We start from the raw sequence: 14,820 nt of genomic DNA on the forward strand, positions 1-14,820 counted from the left end.
TTAAATATCCCCCCTCCTTACGTAATAGAACGAATACGCGGATCTACGATGCGATGAATAATATCTGTAATGAAAATACAAGAAATTAATAATGCACTATAGAAAATCGTTGTTCCCATAATCACCGGATAGTCTCGATTAAAAATACTATCTACAAAATATTTTCCTAGACCAGGAATTGAAAAGATTTTTTCAATAACGAAAGTCCCTGTTAACAGTCCAGCCATTAATGGTCCAACAAATGTAAGTACTGGAACAATCGCATTTCGAAGGGCATGTCTTATAATGATTTTCTTAATTGGTATACCTTTCGCTCTCGCTAGCTTAATATAATCACTCTGTAATACTTCGATCATATTAGAACGAACAAATCTTGTAATAACCGCGATTGGGCCTAGCGCCAATGCGAAAGATGGTAATACCGTATGTTCGAATGTTCCCCAAGACGCTACTGGTAAAAGTTCAAATTGGATAGCAAATACTTGTATAAATAATGGTGCTAAAATAAAGCTTGGAATAGATATGCCGAGAATTGCAAGCAAACTCACACTATAATCAATTACTTTCCCATGATATAGGGCTGCAAATGTACCTGCTGCAATTCCGACTAACAATGAAATAACAAGTGCTTGTAAACCAATAATCGCCGATGGACCAAAGCCTGTCGTTATAATTTCTGATACGCCTTGCCCTGTCGATTGAACAGATTCGCCAAAATCAAAATGAACTACGCCATCTAAATAAGCAACATATTGATTCCATAATGGTTCATCAAGGTGATATTTTGCTCTCATGTTTTGTATTACTTCTTCAGGAAAAATTTTCGCATCCGATGAAAATGGATCCCCTGGAATAATGTGCATAATTAGAAATGTCACTGTCGTAATAACCCATAAGGTGAACACCATAACCGATAACTTTTTAATAACATACATCCTCATAACCCCCTAAACGCATGAATTTACTTTGTTTTATTAACGTATTTTTCCCATTACTCCCTTTTCCGCTTCTTAAAACACAAAAAGCCTTGATCTTAAAAAATAAGATCAAGGCTTAATAAACGAAGGCCCATCACTTATCTTTCAAGACTTGCTTGCTGGAATTAGCACGGTGTTCCTGTTACAGAACCCGCTGCTGAGGTGTCATAGGGCCAGTCCCTCTACCTCTCTGGATAAGTAAATTGCTATATTATTATTTGGTTCAAATTGTATATTTTGAATTATAATTCTGAAAAAATGAAAAGTCAATCAAATTGGATATATTTAGAAAAATCAGTTTTTAATTCTTTTATCGAAATTACAGTTTTCTCTTATAATAAAAAGGAATAATATTAAAGAAGTTATAAGATCGATCCCTTACTTCTTGCTACTATAGAGTTACCCTTAACAATCGTTATACTTGTCATCATCAGCTTCTATAAACTCTTTATTAAAAAGAAACGTATCACTTCTTTTTATACTCCATTCGATAATATTACCGGACAAACAATCTCTGAATTTCACGAAGAACAGAAGGTATTAGTATCCGATGGTTAAGACGGAGATGGTAAGAAGAAAAAATAACCTTGCGCGTACGCAAAGTTATTTTTTCGTTTCTGCTTGAAAACGTTTATAGTATGTTGATGCTGTTGCAAAGTTAATTTCTATATCACGAATCAATGATGAGTCTTCTTCTTTAGCTAACTTCTGTAATTTTTTCATTGCTTGTTCCGATTCATTCAAGAAACCAGCGTATACCTCATGTTCTTGCTCTTTCGACTTTGGAACACGAATTTCTTTACGTATATTATCAATATCTTCTAACATGCTAGTCGTTACCTTTTGTACATCTTCTTTATATGTAGCATTCGTTATTTCCTTACCGCCCTTTTCTTTTGCCACTTCAAATAACTGTAGTGCTTTATTAATTTCTTTATTCATTTTCATATCGTATTTTTCATGTACTGCACGGTATTCTTTCATCTCTTCTGTTTGCTCAGTAGATTGCTCTACCTTTTCTTTCGGTTCTTTCGTATCTTTATTTCCATTACATCCTGCTAGAAGGATCATACTTCCCATTACAGCAATACCCAAAACCTTCTTCATCTCTTCTTCTCCTTTTATCTACAGCTACTACTCATTATAGTTTCTTTTATCTCCACTTGTTATTATACCGAGAACATCCTACTTTTTACACTTAAGACGCTACCTTAATATACATGCCTACATTTTTGTCACAGTATCGTCACTTTATGCAAATAACTTTTGCATCACCTTACAAAGCTGTATGAGTTATTTCAAAGAAATGAAAAAAAGAGCTGATTCAACACATGTTGGAATCAGCTCTTTTTTATAAATTAAGCCTCTAAGTTTTGTCTTTGTTGCAGTTCAAACTGCTTTTCACTTCTTCTGGCCATAAATAGATAACATAACACAGCACCAATTTCACAAAGAGCTATCACAACCCCCATCGGTAATGCGGTGTTGCTTCCACCAATACCTACTAACGGTGCAACAAGTGCTCCTGAAATGAACTGTAATAAACCTAATAAAGCCGATGCCGTTCCTGCAGCTTGTTTCTGATTTCTCATCGCTAATGAGAACCCAGTTGTTGATACAACCCCGACACTTGATACAACAAGGAATAACGAGCATAAAACACCAATTAAACCTATTCCTAGTAAGATTGTCAGTAGTAAAGATAAACCGCCAACGGCTGCAATAATAATACCGGAAACGAATAACGTTTTCTCATTCACTTTCCCTGCTAAACGGCCCGTAACCTGACTAGCAATAATAATACCGATACCGTTAATCGCAAAGAATAAGCTAAATTGCTGTGGTGATGCTCCGTATATGTTCTGCAACACAAATGGTGAGCCTGAAATGTAAGCAAACATCGCCGCCGTTACTAGCCCTTGTGATAATGCATATCCCATAAACAAACGATCTTTTAACAGTTTTCCATACGTCGCCAATGTCCCTGACAAACCACCTGTTTCTCTTTCTTCAGGAGGTAATGTTTCACGTAATACGAAAGTAGCTGATATTAACATGAATACACTAATTGCTCCGAGAACGATGAAGACACCGCGCCATGTTGTGAACTGTAGTAATTGTCCCCCAATAATCGGTGCCAAAATAGGTGCTGCTCCGTTTACTAACATGAGCAGTGAGAAAAACTTCGTCATTTCAGAACCTGAATACATGTCACGTACCATTGCACGTGATATAACAATCCCGGCCGATCCTGAAGCCCCTTGTAAGAAGCGCAATAACACTAAACTCCAAATAGATGGTGCAATAGCACAAAGTAAAGAAGAAGCAACATAAATAATAAGAGCGATAATAAGAGGTTTGCGCCTTCCGTAAATGTCACTAATTGAACCAACAAATAATTGTCCTACTGAAAGCCCAAGCAAACAAGCTGTCAATGTAAGCTGTGCAAGAGATGCACCTGTTTGTAAATCATCTGTTAATTTTGGTAAAGAAGGCAAATACATATCAATAGATAATGGCCCAATCGCCGTAAGTGTCCCTAATACAAGAATCATCCATAACCTATTTGTCTTTACAGGTTTATATATTTCGTGATTAACTCCATTCACTTTTTCCGTTCACCCTTTCCGATAAATACTAAATCGTAACAATTATAGTTACAACATAAACATACGTCAAGTATAGTGCATTTTCCTGTTTCATACCGTAAAAAAAAGCGATAGAATTTCTATCGCTTTACTTTTTCAAATTGCTATTTGTAAATTTAGATACGGAAGACATCGCCTCTCCTGTATCTAAATACGTGATTTGAATTGGATCTCCCACTTCTGTAAACATAGCATATGGGAATTTCTTCACCGGTATCATAAATACTTTTTGTTCATTCTCTAACAGTACATACACAATTGTATTTTCACCTGATTTTTCTTTATATACACGTTGTACAACGCCTTCTTTTTGTGCCTCTTTACCACTTGAAGTTGGTCTAAATGAATCTCCACTTCCGCTCAGCGCATTTTTATAATTCTCAAGCGCTTCTTTTTGCGTCGAACCTGTTGCAAATATTTTCGCATTAGAAGCATAGATAACTGTATGAGCACGTACTAATCCCCCGTCATCAATAACAGGTACAATCCAAGAAGGTTTACCATACACGTTATAAATAACCGGCATCGTTCCATGCCATTTCTCTCTCTTAAAGGAATTATCCACTACTTCCGAAGCAGCTGAACCATCCATAATCCCCTTCACTTCTTTTCCGTTATAGTAATACAACTTACCTGTACGCGCATCGATAAGCGAGTAACCTAACGCAGAATCTACTCCCTCTTTCGGAGAGGTGAAATCAGTAAAGTAATATAACGTTCCATCCTTACCGAAGATTGGTGTAACTCCTTCTTTCGTTCCCCACTCAGTCGGAATCTTCATATCCGTTTGTGAAAATTTTGTATTCCAAAATCCGTGAATATATTTACCGAAATACGTATTTAATGTAGATGCGGTCTCGTGATTTAGTACACCATCAACAAATTTAGGTGCCTTTCCTTTATCATATCTTTTCACTTCACCTGTTTGTGCATCTACTACTACAACGCCCTCTACCTCAAATCCAGATCTTCCTGAGATAAATTCACCATACGTCATTGTATAATAAGGTTTCCCTTTATCATCAACTTCGAATTTAGGTTTCCCTTTAAAAATTAAATCCGGTTCTGCTTTTCGAACGACACGTTCTAATTTATTACCAAAAAACATGCTTGGCACATATTTCATTTTATAACCAAGATGCAGTTTCGCTTCCGCATCAGGATTCGTACCTGACATCGTTACGTACCCTGGAATTGTCTCAGCTTTACGTGCTTTAAAAAATCCTGAAACTTCAATTGGTGCTACATATAAAGCCTCACCATTTACCATTTGTGGCGTTAACTCTCCTAGCTCAAAATAAGCTACTTTCGGAATGTCCCCAAATACTTTTTTCATTTTATTCTCCGCTGTCTTTGGCGGCACTGTAAACGGCTGATCATTTTCAGTAAATGGCTCTGAAATATCTTTCTCTACCTTTACAACAGAATCATATTTCTTTTGCGAGATTACTATATCGTGCAAATAACCAAAATAGCCGTAACTTGCGAGTAAAACAAACATTAGAAGTCCTTTTAACGTACCTTCTAATTTCCCTATTTGATCTTGTGAAAATAAAACAAGCCCAATTAAAATTGCTACTGCAACAGAATAATGAGTAAGAATCGAGTCTGCTCGATCATCAATTAGCCAAAAATATTCATAGATTGCAATACCTATCCAAAATAAAACAGGAATAACTAAAATGGATGATTTCTTACCCTTTACAACCTTCTCATCCCCTTTCTTATCCACTGCTCGAAGTTTACTACCGCTTCTTGTCCATGGAATCAAAAACAAAGTGAGAATAGCTAAAATTAAAAATTTCATCAAAGGCAATGTCCCCTTTTCTTTTGTCTTCCCTTTTAGTATAACAAATAAAGGGGATTCAGGTAAAAATGGGAATGATTATATTTTTTTACTACTTAATACAACTCCGCTTACTACATATAAGATAGATGCAATATAAAAAATCGTACCAATCGTAAAGAAATCTACTAAATATCCCGTTGCAATAATTGCTACTGCTCCTCCAATCGATGTCCACACATGATATTTTCCAATCTCATAACCAGCATTTTCTTGCACAACCTTTCGCGCTAACGATGTCTTCTCCGTATTACGCTGCACAGCACCTAAAACCCCCATTACAATTTGAAGAATGTACACATGCCAGACTTCTGTGGCAATCGGGAAACAAAGCATTAATATTGCCATGGACCAAGCATATATAATTAATAATTTCCGATCACCTACTCGATCAGACACCTTTCCTACTAATGGATATACAAGTGCTGAAGTTAAAGCAAATAAGCCATACGCCCAGCCAAACTGCGAGAAGCTATTCCCAACATTCCGAAGCAATAGAATGTAAAAAGGAAATACCATACTTCCCGCCATCATAATTATGCTTTGTGACGCTACAAATCTTCTATATGTCATTTCGTATACTCCCTATAAAATAAATTCACAAATCTCCCTTTTGGATCCGCTTCTTTTTTCTTCTGAAGAAATTCTTCTATACGAGGATACGCCCTCTTTAACTGCTCCTTCGTTGGATACGAATAGTACGGTAAATAATAACTCCCATTATGTTTTAAAGTAACATCAATCATTTTCTGAATGACATCTTCTGTTTTCTTTATTTCACCCTCTGAGCGTCCTTGGTTAATTAAAAGAACTAGCGCAAACATATCATCTTTCGCATAGGATAAAACTGCATTTTCATTCTTTTCCACATAACGAATCGTAATATTGAGCAAATTAAACTCTTCTTCATTTAATACGTTACGTAAATCATCTATGTATTCCGTGAAGAAATCTATAGGCACAAAGTATTCTTGTAACACTTCTGTTCTATTCGGATTTTCATATTCCATAAAGGCACTATCTGACCTCATAACATTATTTCGCGTCTCATACGCTCCATCTGTACGCTCAAAATAACTTCTTTGTATATCCCAAAATGTATTCTTTCCCCAATCGCTATAACGGGATAATCCGAGTAAAAATTTCGGTGCAGCTATAATAGTTTCCTCTTTTAATTCACTGTACTCTTCCCTCATATTTTGATTTTTAGCCAATGTATAATCTGTCACATACATCTCTTTTAAAAATGAATTGGGGGCAACAGAAATACGGGCTAAGTGCATACGAACATTTTCATCTCTTTTCACTTTATCTTTGAAATAAGATGTGTATTCTTTATAATCTATCATTCTCGTATGCATTTCATATAATTCATCATCAGTTAACTTTAATGTCACATCTAAAATGACACCAAATAACCCGTAACCACCTATGACATATGGAAATAGCTCTGCATTTTCTTCTCTACTTACATTACGTACCGTACCATCTGCCATTAACAATCTGAATGACTCTACTGTATCAATCAATGCTTCATGACGAATATCACGCCCATGTACATTCACACTTAATGAACCACCAACAGTAAAAATGTTTTGAGATTGCATTACTTGAACCGCAAGACCATATGGATTGATTTTCTTTTGAATGTCATTCCATGTGACACCGCTTTGCACCCTAATCCTCTTCTCCTCCGGATCAAATTCTAATATTTTATTATACCCTTTCATATCAAGCATCGTGCCGTTCGGATAATACGTCTGTCCTCCTTGGCTATGTTGCATACCTGCAATGGAAATTTTCTCTCCAGAAGTATTTGCATCTTGCACGACCTGTTTTAATGAACGTTCATCCTCAGCATTTTCAACACGTTTAATTTTCGTTGGAAGCAACTTTCCTACATCGCTCATAATAGGGTGCTTTAGTTGCTCTTTATATGTATTTACAGATGTTGCAAGCAACACTGTATAAGCCACAATGACCACCGCTATCTTTCTTTTTTTCAAATGACACTCTCCTCTTCTACAGTTTTCCCTCTTCATATTGTACCTATTTTCCTATGAAGAAAGTATACAAAAAAGAGGGCACCTTATTTTAGGTCCCCCCTCATCAAAACTGTTACTTTGCTGCCGGCAATTGTATTGGGTCAAACTTTTCGTACGACGTATATTTTGCGTTCGTAATAATGTGTGCTTTATCCTTGCCGTTACTACTCATAATCATGTCTATCTTTGCTGATTCATATTTAAAATCTTTTGTAATGATATATTCTGCATCCACTTCTTCTATCTTCGCATTTTGTGCTTGTAACATTTTCTTCTGTGTTTCATCCATGCTAGTTAACATACTTTCTGTTTCTTGCCCTTTTAATGTAAATTTCAGTTTATATTTATCTCCGCTTTTCTCCATCTTCATTTTATCTAAAACTACTGCTGGTACTTCTAACTTATCTATAATATCTTGAGTCGCTTTCATTCCACCAGCGTTTAATTGCTCCTCCGGTACGGTTATAACTTCTCCTGTATTAGGGTTTTTTACCTCACCAGCAACTTTACCATCCACAGTATACACTACAACATCTGTACCGGAAATATTCATTTCAGAACGAGAATTCTTTGTCTTTGGCTCTAATTGCATCTTAGCCTTTAATATATCCATCTCTGTTCCCTCAGCTTTTACCCCTACACCATATGTCATCGTTACATGCTCTTCATTTTTAAAAGCTTCGTTCGTTTTCTTGAAAACATCCTTCGCTGCTAATTCCTTTTCTTTTTGAACTGATTCTTTTTTCGGTTCATCCGTCTTTGCTGTTTTCTCATTACTACACCCTACCCCTAGACTGATTGCAAGTACTAAACTTGAAACAAAAATAATTTTTTTCATAATGTCGCCCCCTTTCCCAAAATAATATCACCTCCTTTCCTATGAAATCTATATAATTTTTAATCTATATTCGCTATATAGCGACATGTTTAATGAAGGTTTTAAATATGATGTAAATAACAACAACTCATTTCAGGAGGTCATTATGAAGGCGATCATTTGCACACAGTATGGACCACCTAACGTTCTTCAGCTTCAAAATATAGAGAAACCTACGCCTAAAAAGAACGAAGTATTAGTTAAAATTCACGCAACAAGTGTATCGACTGGAGATTGTAGAATACGCGGTTTTAATAGTCCCCTCTTATTTTGGATTCCTATGCGGATCATATTAGGTTTCAGAAAACCGAGAAACCCTATACTCGGCGTAGAGTTATCCGGTGAAATCGAAGAAATAGGAACAGATGTAACTCAATTTAAAAAAGGAGATCCAATTTTTGCATTAACAGAACTAAACCTTGGTGGTTATGCCGAATACACATGTGTACATGAAAGTGGATTAATAACATTAAAACCTACCAATGTGACGTATGAAGAAGCGGCAGTTATTTCTTTTGGCGGAACTTCAGCATTACATTTCCTGAGAAAGGGCCGTATAAAAAAAGGGCAACAAGTGCTCATATATGGCGCCTCCGGATCAGTAGGAACAGCTGCTGTACAACTTGCTAAATATTTCGGCGCGACCGTTACGGCTGTTTGTAGTAATTCAAATTTTGAACTCGTGCAATCTTTAGGAGCCGATAAAGTAATTGATTATACAAAAGAAGATTTTACTAAGCTGGGTGAACGCTACAATATTATATTTGATGCAGTTGGAAAACATAAAAAATCCCTTTGTGAAAAGGCATTAACACCTAATGGGAAATATGTATCTGTGAATGGAATGATGGCAAAAGTAAGTAAAGAAGATATGATTCTACTAAAAAAACTAACTGAAGCAGAACATTTAAAGCCTGTTATTGATAGAACTTACCGATTAGAAGAAATTGCTGAAGCTCATATATATGTAGAAAAAGGGCATAAAAAAGGTAATGTTTCGATTGCCTTAAAATAAAATATATTCAGAAAATAACATTGACAATTCTTTTTGTAAGATTTACTATTAGTACCATATTAAAAAACTACATACACATACTCTTATCAAGAGTGGCGGAGGGACTGGCCCGATGATGCCCGGCAACCGAGCTTATGACATATAAGCTAAGGTGCTAATTCCTGCAAAACGAGTTTTCGTTTTGGAAGATAAGAGAGGAACCTATTTCGTCTATTCGGCACCTCTCTTATTTTTGAGAGGTGCTTTTTATTTTGGAACGTATATGAAGGGGGAACTATAGATGAAAAAAGTATTATTGAGCATTGTAAGTGGAGCGGTATTATTGTTAGGTGCATGTGGTGCTAATTCTGATAAAGAGGTAAAAGCATTAGATGAGAAAAAGATTACTGTCGGTGTAACGGGTGGACCGCATGAACAAATTTTTGAAAAGGTAAAAGAAGTGGCAGCGAAAGACGGTCTCGAAATTGATGTAAAAGTATTTAATGATTATGTAGCACCAAACGTATCCCTAGATGAAAAAAGTCTTGATGTAAATAGCTATCAAACGAAATCTTATTTAGACGTATTTAAAGCTGAACGCAATATGAAATTAACGGAAGTATTTTCAACAGTAACATTCCCTATGGGCGTATATTCTAAAAACATAAAAGATGTAAAAGATTTAAAAGAGGGCGACGCAATCGCTGTACCAAATGACCCAACGAATGAACTTCGAGCTTTAAAGCTATTTGAAAAAGCAGGTGTTTTAAAAGTGGATCCGAAGGCTACAGAAAAAGCGACTGCAAAAGATGTAATTGAAAACCCGAAAAATTTAAAGATTGTTGAATTAGAGGCATCTCAATTACCAACACAGCTAGGTGAAGTGAAAGCAGCTGCAATTAATACAAACTTTGCATTAGGTGCAAAATTAAGCCCTGCGAAAGATTCTATTTTCCGTGAAGGAAAAGATTCACCATATGTAAACTGGGTCGTTGTTCGTACTGAAAATAAAGATGATGCTGTTGTAAATAAATTAAAGAAAGCGTATCAATCTAAAGAAGTAAAAGAATTTATCGAGAAAAAATTTGATGGTTCAGTTTTACCATCTTGGTAGGAGCTGACGATAATGATTGAATTAAAAAATGTATCCAAAGTATTTACAACAAAAAAAGGGAACGTAGAAGCTCTTAAACCTACTTCCCTTCAAGTAAAAAAGGGCGAAGTATTTGGAATCATTGGATATAGTGGCGCTGGTAAAAGTACATTAATTCGATGTGTAAATTTATTAGAAAAACCAACGACAGGAACTATCATTGTAAACGGCCAAAACTTAACAACTTTATCAGCAAAAGAACTAGCAAAATCGAGACAAAAAATCGGAATGATTTTTCAAGGATTCAACTTACTTAAAACTGTGACAGTTTATGAAAATATCGCATTACCTTTACGTCTATCTGGTCTTCCCAAAAATGAAATTGAAAAAAGGGTAGAAAAGTATTTACGTATTGTCGATCTTTTTAATCGAAAAGATGCCTATCCGAGCGAACTTTCTGGCGGCCAGAAGCAGCGTGTTGCCATTGCACGTGCACTATCACATGAACCGGAAGTGTTATTAAGCGACGAAGCAACGAGCGCTTTAGACCCAGAAACAACGGATTCTATTCTCGACCTATTATTAAAGATTAATGAAGAAATCGGGATTACAATTTTATTAATTACACATGAAATGAATGTCATCCAGCGTATATGTGACCGAGTTGCTGTTATGGAACATGGAGCAGTAGTCGAAAGCGGGACTGTGAAGGATATCTTCACAAACCCACAACATGTAACAACGAAAAAATTTGTAAACAGTGCATTTGCAGCTAAAATTCCAGGAGAGGTACAAAAAGAACTACAAACTACCGGTGAAATTGTAACTCTCTCCTTTATAGGGAATGCTTCAGGAGAGCCAGCATTAGCTGTTGCTACAAAACGTTTTCAAGTGTATCCAAATATTTTATCTGGTAATATTACACAGTTAAAACATGAAGCTTATGGGAAACTAGTCATTCATATGCAGGGTGAGAAAAATGAAGTAGACCGCGCTTTATCCTTTTTACAAGAGCAAGGGATCATCGTAGAAGGAGGTAGAACAGACTATGGGAAACAAATCCTTTTTGGATGAATGGGGTAAAGTCATATGGGAAGCAACCATTCAAACATTTCAAATGACATCTATTTCACTATTCATCTCTATCCTTATTGCATTACCACTTGGCGTTACACTTGTTTTAACGAGACCTGGTGGACAGCACGAAAATAAAATCATTTATCCAATCCTTAATACAATTATTAATATAATTCGCTCTCTTCCATTTATCATTCTATTATTCTTCATTTTACCTTTTACAAAGTTTCTAATGGGAACATCCATTGGCGTGCAAGGAGTTATCGTACCACTTGTCGTATTCACAGCTCCTTATATTGCACGATTAATGGAGACAGCTTTATTAGAAGTAGATCGTGGTGTTATTGAAGCTTACCAAGCGATGGGCATTTCTACTATAAAAATCATTTGGCACGTTATGGTGAAAGAAGCTCGTCCCTCCCTTATACTCGGATTAACAATTGCAACGATTGGTTTAATCGGTGCAACAGCAATGGCTGGACTTGTAGGTGCTGGCGGCCTTGGTGATTTAGCATATCGATTCGGACATTTACGCTACGAACCTGAAGTAATGTATGCAACTGTCTTTATTTTAATTATCCTCGTTCAAGGGCTACAATCTTTAGGGAATGGTGTTGCACGAAGATTGAAGAAAGATTAAAAAAGAAGGTATCTCACTAGGGTGAGATACCTTCTTTTTACCTTTTAAATCCACCTTCAGAATGAATAACTTGTCCAGTAATCCATTCTGCTTCTTCACTTACTAAAAACTTAATAAGTCTTGCTGCATCCTTTGGCTCACCAATTCTTCCAAAAGGAAACATTGGTTTTAATCCTTGCTTTATCTCTTCAGTCATCCAGCCTGTATCAGTTGGACCTGGGTTAATTGCATTCACTGTTATTCCTAAATGAGCTACCTCAGCTGACAACGTACTAGTAAGAGCATCAATAGCTCCCTTCGTTGTTGCATATGCTAGTTCTCCTGCCATAGGTCCTTTAAATTGTCCCGATGTCATATTCACAATTCTACCACCAGATTTCTTATCAAACCCTCGGGCAAATTGACTACTTAACAACGTAGTCGCACGAACATTTACCATGTAGTGCTTATCTAATTCTTCAGCAGTCAAATTAGAGAAGTCATTATTTGTGGAATACGCTGCATTATTAATTAATATATGAGGGTAGCCTAGTTGTTCAGTAACTTTATGTATAAGCTCTTTCGGTGCACCATTCTGAGTTAAATCTAACTCCATACTCGATACTTTAACACCGCTTTTTAGTAACTCTTCTTTTAATTGTATTTGTTCACTTTGATCAACGCCCCAAGGCATCTCTTTATCGTACGCTATCCAATACGTAAAAAATATATCGTATCCTGCTTCAGCTAATTCTTTACAAATTGCTGCGCCTATACCATCTAGACGACTTACACCTGTAACAACTGCTATTTTATTTTTTAATTGATTCATCATATACTCCTCCAATTTTAAAGGACGCATATTTTATATAAGAGATATGAATTTCCCTACGCATTAGCCTTACAAAAGGGATGTACAAGCCAAATATGCAGTCCTTGAATGATTTATAGACAGCTAAATAAGCCCTCACTTATGAGAGAAAAATTTATCTATCTAAATTTCGAATCATCACAAGTTCATCCACATATCGAGTCTTTATCCCCTCTCCATATATCTCCAAATTTTATTTTAGCATTAAAGATTTAATATTTCAAAAATAAAATAACCACTCCTATTTATAAAGTATCATGTACTATAAACCATAGTTAATAACTAATTTAAGTTTAAGTGTATACATTTACCATTACCTGTTCGTTGTATAAGTGTAGGGAGGAAAAATGATGGGAAAAGAAAATATATTGACCTCCTATCTTATCAATTTAGGAGAGGAAGTGTTCAAACTACTATTAGCGAAAGGAGCTATAAAGGAAGATGCAGAAGACATCATCCAAAATACTTTCTATAAAGTATACACATTGCTAGATGACTTAACCGAGAGTAACATTCGTCCGTGGTTTTTTAGAGTCGCATTAAATGAATACATTGATTTAAAACGAAGAAAAGAACAGCAAAATATCTACTTAACTGAAGAAATTTATTCAAAACTTCAATATACAGACCGAGAATTGGATGCAGTTTTAAATAAAGATGAGATTTTCTATTTATTAAAAGATATAAAACTAGAATACAAAGAAGCCTTCTTTTTAAAATATTACTACGATTTTACATACGAAGAAATCGCTCTAATACTAGATATTCAAGTAAACAGCGTCAAACAAAAGTTACAGCGAGCACGTAAAGCAATTCACTCAAAAATAGGAGGAACACCTTAATGGATACTTCTTTAAAAGATGCATTAAAAAAGGCTAAAAGAAAACAGTTACTTAAAAACATCATTACCTCTATTATCGTTGTCATGGTGCTTATCCCTATCATTTATAAAGTTGGCAATTACTTTGCAGCGAAAAGCTCTACAAAGCTTCACGAACGACTCTTTTTACATAATGCAATTGCAGAGCCCAATGTCCATATTGATTCTCAAGTTACGAGTAATTCCTCTATGTTTGGTGGCAATATCGTATCTAATCGTTCTAAAAACATTAACGGTTACTTAGTGCGATGGAATACACTGACAAGCTCTTACGACTGGTTTCGTTCTAACATCGATTACAACGAGTTAATACCAGGTTCTTATTGGTCTAATTCTAGTACCGAATCTTACAATTATGATAAACAAACGAAAAATAAAGTTGCTACATTTTATAATCCAGCCATCAAGAAATATCATGATGGCGTCAAAAATGAATTAAGTGCAGTTTCAACAATGGATAACTATGTAGCAGAAGTTGCTATCTCTTTCGATAAAGCTTATACATTAAAAGAAATTCAAAAGAAACTACCAGATACCTTAAATATCGTATGGCTATATATGGTCTCACCTATTAAAGATGAAAGCAGAGGTCCTTCCGGTATGCCAGTTTACGGATTTAATCCAGAAAAATCCCCTGAAGAAGCATACAAAAGGTTCTTTGATTCACTTAAACAATTCGATGACGATGGATATGACGAAGATATCCAAAAGTTTTTAAAATCAAACAAGAACAAACCATTCGATCAAGTGAAAATTTTAGGTGTTATGCTAACTGGGAGAACGGAAAACTTTAAGGCGTTAGAAAACCAAGACTTTATTCGCGGTGCTTCTGTAGGGGTGACTGCACAAGTTGTTCCTTATATAAAGCCAGAGAAATAATACGGAATGCCCAT

At 35.7% G+C, this 14,820-nt stretch carries 15 protein-coding genes and 2 riboswitches; of the genes, 7 read left to right on the plus strand and 8 right to left on the minus strand.

Features of this window, described 5'->3' with window-relative positions:
• Window positions 1–17: 17 nt before the first annotated feature.
• Window positions 18–935, minus strand: a complete 918-nt coding sequence (locus DN394_RS14555) for an ABC transporter permease (protein WP_000289321.1) — start codon at window positions 933–935, stop codon at window positions 18–20.
• Between the two features lie 137 nt (window positions 936–1,072).
• Window positions 1,073–1,178, minus strand: a riboswitch (SAM riboswitch).
• Between the two features lie 168 nt (window positions 1,179–1,346).
• Here DN394_RS14555 and DN394_RS14560 point away from each other — a divergent pair.
• Window positions 1,347–1,535, plus strand: coding sequence for a DUF3951 domain-containing protein (locus tag DN394_RS14560; RefSeq protein ID WP_048567286.1), 189 nt, complete (start codon window positions 1,347–1,349; stop codon window positions 1,533–1,535).
• A 45-nt stretch (window positions 1,536–1,580) separates the two neighbouring features.
• Here the strand turns inward: DN394_RS14560 and DN394_RS14565 are convergent, their stop codons facing one another.
• The 6 genes from DN394_RS14565 to DN394_RS14590 all read right to left on the minus strand — a co-directional run bounded on the left by DN394_RS14565 (window position 1,581) and on the right by DN394_RS14590 (window position 8,354).
• Window positions 1,581–2,084, minus strand: coding sequence for a hypothetical protein (locus DN394_RS14565; protein WP_000756533.1), 504 nt, complete (start codon window positions 2,082–2,084; stop codon window positions 1,581–1,583).
• Window positions 2,085–2,335: 251 nt separating this feature from the next.
• The gene (locus DN394_RS14570) at window positions 2,336–3,586 is read right to left on the minus strand and encodes a multidrug effflux MFS transporter (RefSeq protein ID WP_080377454.1); all 1,251 of its coding nucleotides are present in this window, start codon (window positions 3,584–3,586) and stop codon (window positions 2,336–2,338) included.
• 127 nt (window positions 3,587–3,713) lie between these two features.
• Window positions 3,714–5,432, minus strand: a complete 1,719-nt coding sequence (locus DN394_RS14575) for a DUF3981 domain-containing protein (protein WP_097918276.1) — start codon at window positions 5,430–5,432, stop codon at window positions 3,714–3,716.
• Between the two features lie 78 nt (window positions 5,433–5,510).
• Window positions 5,511–6,044: an MFS transporter gene (locus DN394_RS14580; protein WP_046960229.1), complete on the minus strand. Its 534-nt coding sequence runs from the start codon at window positions 6,042–6,044 to the stop codon at window positions 5,511–5,513.
• On the minus strand, window positions 6,041–7,477 hold the full coding sequence (locus DN394_RS14585) for an FAD-binding oxidoreductase (RefSeq protein ID WP_098705634.1): 1,437 nt from the start codon (window positions 7,475–7,477) through the stop codon (window positions 6,041–6,043). Before DN394_RS14585 ends, DN394_RS14580 begins: the two co-directional genes overlap by 4 nt.
• A 112-nt stretch (window positions 7,478–7,589) precedes the next feature.
• The gene (locus DN394_RS14590; RefSeq protein ID WP_000720089.1) at window positions 7,590–8,354 is read right to left on the minus strand and encodes a hypothetical protein; all 765 of its coding nucleotides are present in this window, start codon (window positions 8,352–8,354) and stop codon (window positions 7,590–7,592) included.
• Window positions 8,355–8,499: 145 nt separating this feature from the next.
• Between DN394_RS14590 and DN394_RS14595 the strand changes: the two genes are divergently transcribed.
• The 4 genes from DN394_RS14595 (at window position 8,500) to DN394_RS14610 (ending at window position 12,197) form a co-directional block, all read left to right on the plus strand.
• Window positions 8,500–9,408 (plus strand): NAD(P)-dependent alcohol dehydrogenase, encoded by a 909-nt coding sequence (locus tag DN394_RS14595; RefSeq protein WP_098128079.1) that lies wholly within the window; start codon window positions 8,500–8,502, stop codon window positions 9,406–9,408.
• A gap of 80 nt (window positions 9,409–9,488) precedes the next feature.
• Window positions 9,489–9,603: riboswitch (SAM riboswitch) on the plus strand.
• A gap of 85 nt (window positions 9,604–9,688) precedes the next feature.
• Window positions 9,689–10,501, plus strand: a complete 813-nt coding sequence (locus tag DN394_RS14600) for a MetQ/NlpA family ABC transporter substrate-binding protein (protein ID WP_046956629.1) — start codon at window positions 9,689–9,691, stop codon at window positions 10,499–10,501.
• A gap of 12 nt (window positions 10,502–10,513) precedes the next feature.
• The gene (locus DN394_RS14605; RefSeq protein ID WP_097918278.1) at window positions 10,514–11,554 is read left to right on the plus strand and encodes a methionine ABC transporter ATP-binding protein; all 1,041 of its coding nucleotides are present in this window, start codon (window positions 10,514–10,516) and stop codon (window positions 11,552–11,554) included.
• A complete protein-coding gene (locus tag DN394_RS14610) occupies window positions 11,529–12,197 on the plus strand; it encodes a methionine ABC transporter permease (protein ID WP_000527133.1) in 669 nt (222 codons plus the stop codon). Before DN394_RS14605 ends, DN394_RS14610 begins: the two co-directional genes overlap by 26 nt.
• 37 nt (window positions 12,198–12,234) lie before the next feature.
• Here DN394_RS14610 and DN394_RS14615 read toward each other — a convergent pair whose 3' ends face one another.
• Window positions 12,235–13,011 (minus strand): SDR family oxidoreductase, encoded by a 777-nt coding sequence (locus tag DN394_RS14615; protein WP_141545467.1) that lies wholly within the window; start codon window positions 13,009–13,011, stop codon window positions 12,235–12,237.
• A 386-nt stretch (window positions 13,012–13,397) separates the two neighbouring features.
• Here DN394_RS14615 and DN394_RS14620 point away from each other — a divergent pair, with 386 nt between their 5' ends.
• Entirely contained in the window at window positions 13,398–13,889 is a 492-nt protein-coding gene (locus DN394_RS14620; RefSeq protein ID WP_000514142.1) for an RNA polymerase sigma factor, read from the plus strand.
• The gene (locus DN394_RS14625) at window positions 13,889–14,806 is read left to right on the plus strand and encodes a sigma factor regulator N-terminal domain-containing protein (protein WP_097994267.1); all 918 of its coding nucleotides are present in this window, start codon (window positions 13,889–13,891) and stop codon (window positions 14,804–14,806) included. Before DN394_RS14620 ends, DN394_RS14625 begins: the two co-directional genes overlap by 1 nt.
• Window positions 14,807–14,820 lie beyond the last annotated feature (14 nt).

The sequence above is a fragment of the Bacillus sp. BB081 genome, assembly GCF_008368895.1.
Lineage (GTDB): Bacteria > Bacillota > Bacilli > Bacillales > Bacillaceae_G > Bacillus_A > Bacillus_A wiedmannii.